The following is a 6,432-nucleotide window of genomic DNA, read 5'->3' as shown; positions in this document are numbered from 1 at the left end:
ACACAGGCACGTCATCTGGTACGCGGCAGACAGGCTCTAACGATGATGGTAATTACACCTTCTTTGCCGTTCGAAGACGGGAAAACCCTCTACTGAACGCTGCTGATCTGCATCATCCACTCGCTACCCATTGTGTTGTCAGCTATGCGCCTTTTTACCCAGCCATGTCAGGATAAATGCGGCCACTTCTTGTGGCTGGTTGATGTTCAAAACGGGCACATTCAGGTTTAAAGTCGTGTCGTCACAGGCGACAGCCACCACCTTCTCATCCAGCAGTGCTGCTAGCTCACCTTTAATACCCGAGCGCCAAAGCACAATTTTGGCGACTGGCTCATCTTTAAATCCTTCGACTAACACTACATCCAGCTGTTCGCTGTCCATTCGTCCCACTAACGCCATTAAGCTGACAGGCTGCTCAGGCGTTTCACACATGAGTGCCCAACGCCTGTCGCTGGCGACAATAACCTGATCGGCTCCGGCCTGGCGCAGTCGATAACTGTCCTTGCCTGGCGTATCTACGTCCATGTCATGGTGGGTATGCTTAATTAATCCTGCACGTATCTCCTGCGCCCTTAACAAGGGTATAACTTGCTCGAGTAGTGTGGTTTTACCGGTCCCACTCCAGGCGACAATGGCCAACAACGGAACACACATTATGATTTCTCCTGCTCCACAAGGTCGTCAGGCGTATTGATGTTGCTGAACGCTGACTCTGGATCGCTAAATAAAACCGGGTGCCCACCATGCTCACGCATAAACTGCATAAGCCTGCGCTCCCCCCGTAACAACCATGTCTCCAGATCGTCGGCAATCGCCTTATTCATCAAGGCCAGGGTTGGATGATCCCGCTGGGAGGATTTCACCCATACAGCAGGTGCGTTGTTACGCTGCTGCCAGAGGCGCGCAACAAAATCACCGGGGATCTGAGGTGTATCACAGGCACAAAATGCCACCCAATCAGTGGGGCTGTGCCGTAAACCGCTCAACATACCTGCAAGCGGTCCTGGGTAGTCCTTGATTGAATCGGTTACGACCTGATAACCACTTAGCTGATAACGATCAATGTTGCGGTTAGCGCTTATTAACACAATGTCTACCTGCGGCCTCAACCGCTGTAGAACGTGTTGGTATAGGGGTTTACTCTGCATCATGAGTAATCCTTTATCCTGCCCGCCCATACGGCTACCTTGTCCACCAGCAAGGATTACACCGGTAAATGCTGCCATCTTGTCTCCTTGTGTCATTCTGGACGTGAATCACCTGCATTGAGGAATCATTATGAAAACCCATCGGCTGACTGAACTGCTTGAACTCCTGCAACCGGCATGGGAGAAAGAGCCCGATCTTAACCTGTTGGCATTTTTACAAAAACTGGCCCACGAGTCTGGTTTCATTGGCCCATTAAGTGAATTAAGCGATGACGTATTGATTTATCATCTAAAAATGCGTGATTCAGCCAGCGACGATCAGATTCCAGGCTTGAAAAAAGATTATGAAGTCGATTTTAAAACCGCCCTGCTACGTGCACGTGGTGTCATCAAAAATGACGAGTAGTGTTATCCTTGGCCATTAACCGTAAAGATAAGCACAGGGATAACCATGAGTGATGCCGCCTTTAACTTCCAGACACTCAATCCTGATGTCCTGTTGGATGCGCTTTGGGAAACGGGCATACGGGTAGATTCCGGTTTAACCGCCCTGAACAGCTATGAAAATCGGGTTTATCAGTTTAGCGACGATGAAAAACGTCGCTATGTGGCCAAGTTTTATCGCCCTCAGCGCTGGAGTGCAGAACAGATCACCGAAGAGCATCGGTTTTCCCAGGATTTACTGGATGATGAGGTGCCGATTGCCGCGCCGTTAGTTTTGCAGGGCGATACGCTGCAACGTCATGCTGGCTTTTACTATGCGGTCTTTCCCAGCCTGGGTGGACGGCAGTATGAAACCGACAACGAAGATCAGATGGAATGGGTAGGCCGTTTCCTGGGACGTATTCATCAAACTGGCCGCAAAAGCCTGTTTCAGCAACGCCCATCCATAGGGCTTGAAGAATATCTGGAGCAGCCGCGAGAAGTCCTGGCAAAGGCTGAGCTCGTGCCTGCGTCACTCCGCCCAGCATTGCTGGAAGCTGTCGATAAACTTGGCATCACGCTGCGGCAGTGCTGGCATAGCGACTGGCAGCCGCTACGCTTACATGGTGATTGCCACCCGGGCAATATTCTGTGGCGCGATGGCCCGCTGTTTGTCGATCTTGATGATGCCCGCAATGGTCCCGCTATTCAGGATCTGTGGATGTTAATAAGTGGCGATAGACAGGAACAGCGTATTCAGTGGGATATTCTGTTGGACGCATACAGCGAATTCAGCGACTTCGATATTAACGAATTGTCACTGATTGAGCCTTTACGTGCTATGCGCATGATTTATTATCTGGCCTGGGTCGTGCGCCGCTGGCAGGATCCCGCTTTTCCGCGCGCTTTCCCCTGGATGACGGATGAGGATTTCTGGCGCCGGCAAATTTTGCAGTTTATCGAGCAGGAAAAGGTGTTACGGGAACCTCCGTTGCAGCTGGCCCCGCAATTTTAATGAAAAGTCAGGAGAGTTTTCCCCAATGAAGAAAATATTTTTTGCACTGATGGGTTTGGTGCTGGCGTTCAGCGCATCTGCTGCACAATTCACTGAAGGTAAACAATACGTTAGCCTGCCTAAACCTGTTGCAGGTGAACCCCAGGTTATGGAGTTTTTCTCTTTTTTCTGCCCTCACTGCTACCAGTTTGAGCAAATTTACCACGTCGGTGATGCAGTTAAAAAGAATCTGCCAGCCGATACGAAGATGGTGAAGTACCACGTTGACTTCCTTGGCGGCGACTTAGGTCCCGTTGTCACTCATGCGTGGGCCGTCGCGATGGCGCTGGGCGTAGAAGATAAAGTGACTTCACCTATTTTTGATGGCATTCAGAAAAGCCAGACGATTACGGATGCAGCCAGCCTGAAAGACGTATTCATCAAAGCAGCGGGCATTTCTTCTGAGCAGTACGATGCGGCCTGGAACAGCTTTGCAGTAAAAGCCCTTGTTGCCCAGCAGCAAAAAGCGGCGTCTGACGTTGATCTGCGCGGCGTGCCAGCGATGTTTATTAACGGCAAATATATGGTTAATAATGGCGGTCTGGATACCAGCTCAATGGCAAACTTCGTGGCGGATTATGCCAACGTAGTGAAGTTCCTGGTTGAGAAAAAATAGCGTTTTACGCTGAGTTTTTTGCAAAACGCCAGCATACGCTGGCGTTTTCATTTGTAATTTGTGCGCCCATCGCTGACCTGTTGAAGAAGCACAGTTTTTCTATCCACACAAGCAAACATGCCATTAAAAATCACGATCGCATCACGGATTTATATTAACTATATGATTTTATTATTTTTAATTTTGGCTGAATCTTTTTTATGACATAAATAAACTATTGATATAATTTTTACGCACAAAGTTATCCACAGAAAGATCGTTGCGATCCTCATTACAGAAGCACGAAAAACGTCACGCTCTGTTTGTCTTGATTAACCCTTTTCGCCAAGGTGTGGCATCCTTATAGGCCAATCCATGGCAACGAAGAATACACAGACATATGGCGCAAATAGCAGAAAACCCCCTGATTTTGGTTGATGGCTCATCCTATCTTTATCGCGCGTACCACGCTTTCCCGCCGCTAACCAACAGCGCAGGAGAGCCTACTGGTGCTATGTATGGCGTGCTCAACATGCTGAAAAGCCTGTTGGTACAGTACAGCCCTACACATGTTGCTGTGGTGTTTGATGCTAAAGGCAAAACCTTCAGGGATGAACTGTTTGAACATTACAAATCCCACCGCCCACCGATGCCTGATGATTTGCGGTCACAAATAGAGCCGCTGCACGAAATGGTGCGTGCGATGGGCTTGCCGCTGTTGGCTGTCAGCGGCGTTGAAGCGGACGATGTGATTGGTACGCTGGCGTTAGAGGCAGAGAAAAAAGGCCACGCTGTTCTGATCAGCACCGGCGATAAAGATATGGCGCAGCTTGTCACACCGGGCATTACGCTAATCAATACCATGACGAATACCATTCTTGGCCCAGAAGAGGTTGAGCAGAAGTATGGTGTGCCACCGTCGTTGATCATCGATTTTCTGGCGATGATGGGGGACAGCTCAGATAATATTCCCGGCGTACCCGGCGTGGGTGAAAAAACAGCCCAGGCGCTGCTGCAGGGGCTGGGCGGGATGCAGTCCATTTACGACAATCTTGATAAAGTCGCCGATCTCTCTTTTCGCGGTGCAAAAACCATGGCCGCGAAACTGGAGCAGAATCGCGATGTTGCTTTTCTTTCTTATCAGCTTGCCACCATTAAAACAGACGTCGAGCTCGATCAACCCTGTGAAGCGCTTACTGTCAGCGAACCTGATGTTAACGCGCTGCAAGCGCTATTTAGCCGTTTCGAATTCAAGCGCTGGTTGACCGACCTGCAAGAGGGAAAATGGCTGCAGGGTACTAAAAGCAACCGGCAAGCCCAGCAGGTTCTTACCGATGAGCCGGTGGCGAGCGTTGAGGCCACCAGCCTGTTATCGGCTGACGGCTATATCACCATTCTGGATCAGCAAACCTTAGATGCCTGGGTGGAGAAGCTGAAAAACAGCGAGGTCTTTGCGTTCGATCTCGAAACCGATGGGCTGGATACGTTAACGGCTAATATCGTCGGCCTCAGTTTTGCGGTAGCGCCAGGTGAGGCGGCTTACCTGCCCGTGGCACATGATTACCTTGATGCGCCGGAGCAGCTCGACCGCGATGCCGTTCTTGCGCAACTCAAGCCGCTGCTCGAAGATCCTGACGCCAGTAAAGTGGGGCAAAATCTCAAATACGATCGTGGCGTGCTGAAAAACTACGATATTGAACTCGCCGGTATCAAATATGACACCATGCTGGAGTCATATATCCTGAACAGCGTAGTGGGCAAGCATGATATGGACAGCCTGTCTGCGCGGTGGCTGAATCATAAAACCATTACCTTTGAAGAGATCGCCGGTAAAGGGAAAAATCAGCTCACATTTAATCAAATCGCTTTAGAGCAGGCTGCACATTACGCAGCAGAAGATGCCGATGTCACTCTGCAACTGCATTTGAAAATGTGGCCTGAGCTTGAAAAAGAAGCCGGCCCTAAAAAGGTTTTTGAACAAATTGAAATGCCCCTGCTTAAGGTGATTTCACGTGTCGAGCGTAACGGCGTATTGATCGATCAAGCCATTCTGGCGCAGCACTCTAAAGAGCTGACATCGCGCCTGGCTGAGCTTGAGCTTAAAGCGCATGAGCTGGCGGGCGAGCCCTTTAATCTCTCATCGACCAAGCAGCTGCAGGTCATCCTGTTTGAAAAGCAGGGCATTAAGCCGACGAAGAAAACACCCGGAGGCGCGCCTTCTACCAGTGAAGAAGTCCTGGCTGAGCTGGCACTGGACTATCCGCTGCCAAAGGTCATTCTGGAGCACCGTGGGTTGTCGAAACTGAAGTCAACTTACACTGATAAACTGCCGCTGATGATCAATCCTGTCAGCGGTCGCGTGCACACGTCCTATCATCAGGCGGTAACGGCTACCGGTCGCCTGTCTTCAACCGATCCTAACCTGCAAAACATCCCGGTCCGTAACGATGAAGGACGCCGCATTCGTCAGGCCTTTGTTGCGGGCAAGGGGAACCGTATCGTGGCGGCGGACTATTCACAGATTGAACTGCGTATCATGGCGCATCTGTCACAGGATAAAGGGCTGCTTGATGCCTTTTCTCAGGGAGAAGATATTCACCGTGCCACTGCGTCAGAGGTCTTTGGCGTGCCGCTGTCTAAGGTCACGGGCGAACAACGTCGTAGCGCCAAGGCCATCAACTTTGGTCTTATCTACGGCATGAGCGCGTTTGGATTATCTCGCCAGCTGAACATTGGCGCAGGCGAAGCGAAAAAGTATATGGATTTGTACTTCGAGCGCTATCCTGGCGTGCTGCGCTATATGGAAAACACGCGGCAGCTTGCAGCCAGTAACGGGTATGTTGAAACGCTGGATGGACGCCGTTTGTGGTTGCCCGACATCAAGTCCAGTAATGCCATTCGTCGTAAAGCTGCTGAACGTGCGGCGATTAATGCCCCCATGCAGGGAACGGCCGCGGATATCATCAAACGCGCTATGATTGCGGTCGATGACTGGTTACAAAAGCAAACCGATGATGCGGTCAGGATGATCATGCAAGTGCACGATGAACTGGTGTTTGAAATCAAAGCTGAAGCCGTCGATGAAGCCAGCAAGCAGATTCGCGCGCTGATGGAGGGCAGTATGGCGCTGGATGTCCCCTTACTGGTCGAAGTCGGCGTAGGCGACAACTGGGATCAGGCGCATTAAGACTCTGGCTGGTGGCGTTTATGCG

General features: G+C 50.6%; 6 protein-coding genes. 4 read left to right on the top strand and 2 right to left on the bottom strand.

All coding sequences use genetic code 11. From position 1 onward, the window contains the following. Positions 1-138: 138 nt before the first annotated feature. Positions 139-654, bottom strand: coding sequence for a molybdopterin-guanine dinucleotide biosynthesis protein MobB (mobB, locus tag EL29_RS17980; protein WP_013027793.1), 516 nt, complete (start codon positions 652-654; stop codon positions 139-141). Continuing rightward, positions 654-1,226, bottom strand: a complete 573-nt coding sequence (mobA, locus tag EL29_RS17975) for a molybdenum cofactor guanylyltransferase MobA (protein WP_014604729.1) — start codon at positions 1,224-1,226, stop codon at positions 654-656. The genes mobB and mobA overlap by 1 nt, the downstream gene beginning before the upstream one ends. 52 nt (positions 1,227-1,278) lie before the next feature. Between mobA and EL29_RS17970 the strand changes: the two genes are divergently transcribed. From EL29_RS17970 to polA, 4 genes are all read left to right on the top strand, one after another. Next, positions 1,279-1,554, top strand: coding sequence for a YihD family protein (locus EL29_RS17970; protein WP_013027791.1), 276 nt, complete (start codon positions 1,279-1,281; stop codon positions 1,552-1,554). A 45-nt stretch (positions 1,555-1,599) separates the two neighbouring features. Continuing rightward, on the top strand, positions 1,600-2,586 hold the full coding sequence (locus EL29_RS17965) for a serine/threonine protein kinase (protein ID WP_013027790.1): 987 nt from the start codon (positions 1,600-1,602) through the stop codon (positions 2,584-2,586). 25 nt (positions 2,587-2,611) lie between these two features. Further along, positions 2,612-3,241: a thiol:disulfide interchange protein DsbA gene (gene dsbA / locus EL29_RS17960; RefSeq protein WP_013027789.1), complete on the top strand. Its 630-nt coding sequence runs from the start codon at positions 2,612-2,614 to the stop codon at positions 3,239-3,241. Positions 3,242-3,620: 379 nt separating this feature from the next. Further along, entirely contained in the window at positions 3,621-6,407 is a 2,787-nt protein-coding gene (polA, locus tag EL29_RS17955; RefSeq protein WP_014332985.1) for a DNA polymerase I, read from the top strand. The last annotated feature ends 25 nt before the right edge of the window (positions 6,408-6,432 follow it).

Origin of the sequence: Pantoea ananatis LMG 2665, assembly GCF_000710035.2 — a bacterium.
In the GTDB taxonomy this organism is placed as follows: domain Bacteria; phylum Pseudomonadota; class Gammaproteobacteria; order Enterobacterales; family Enterobacteriaceae; genus Pantoea; species Pantoea ananatis.
Note: the sequence above shows the minus strand (reverse complement) of the source record. Positions and strands in the feature narration are given on the sequence as shown.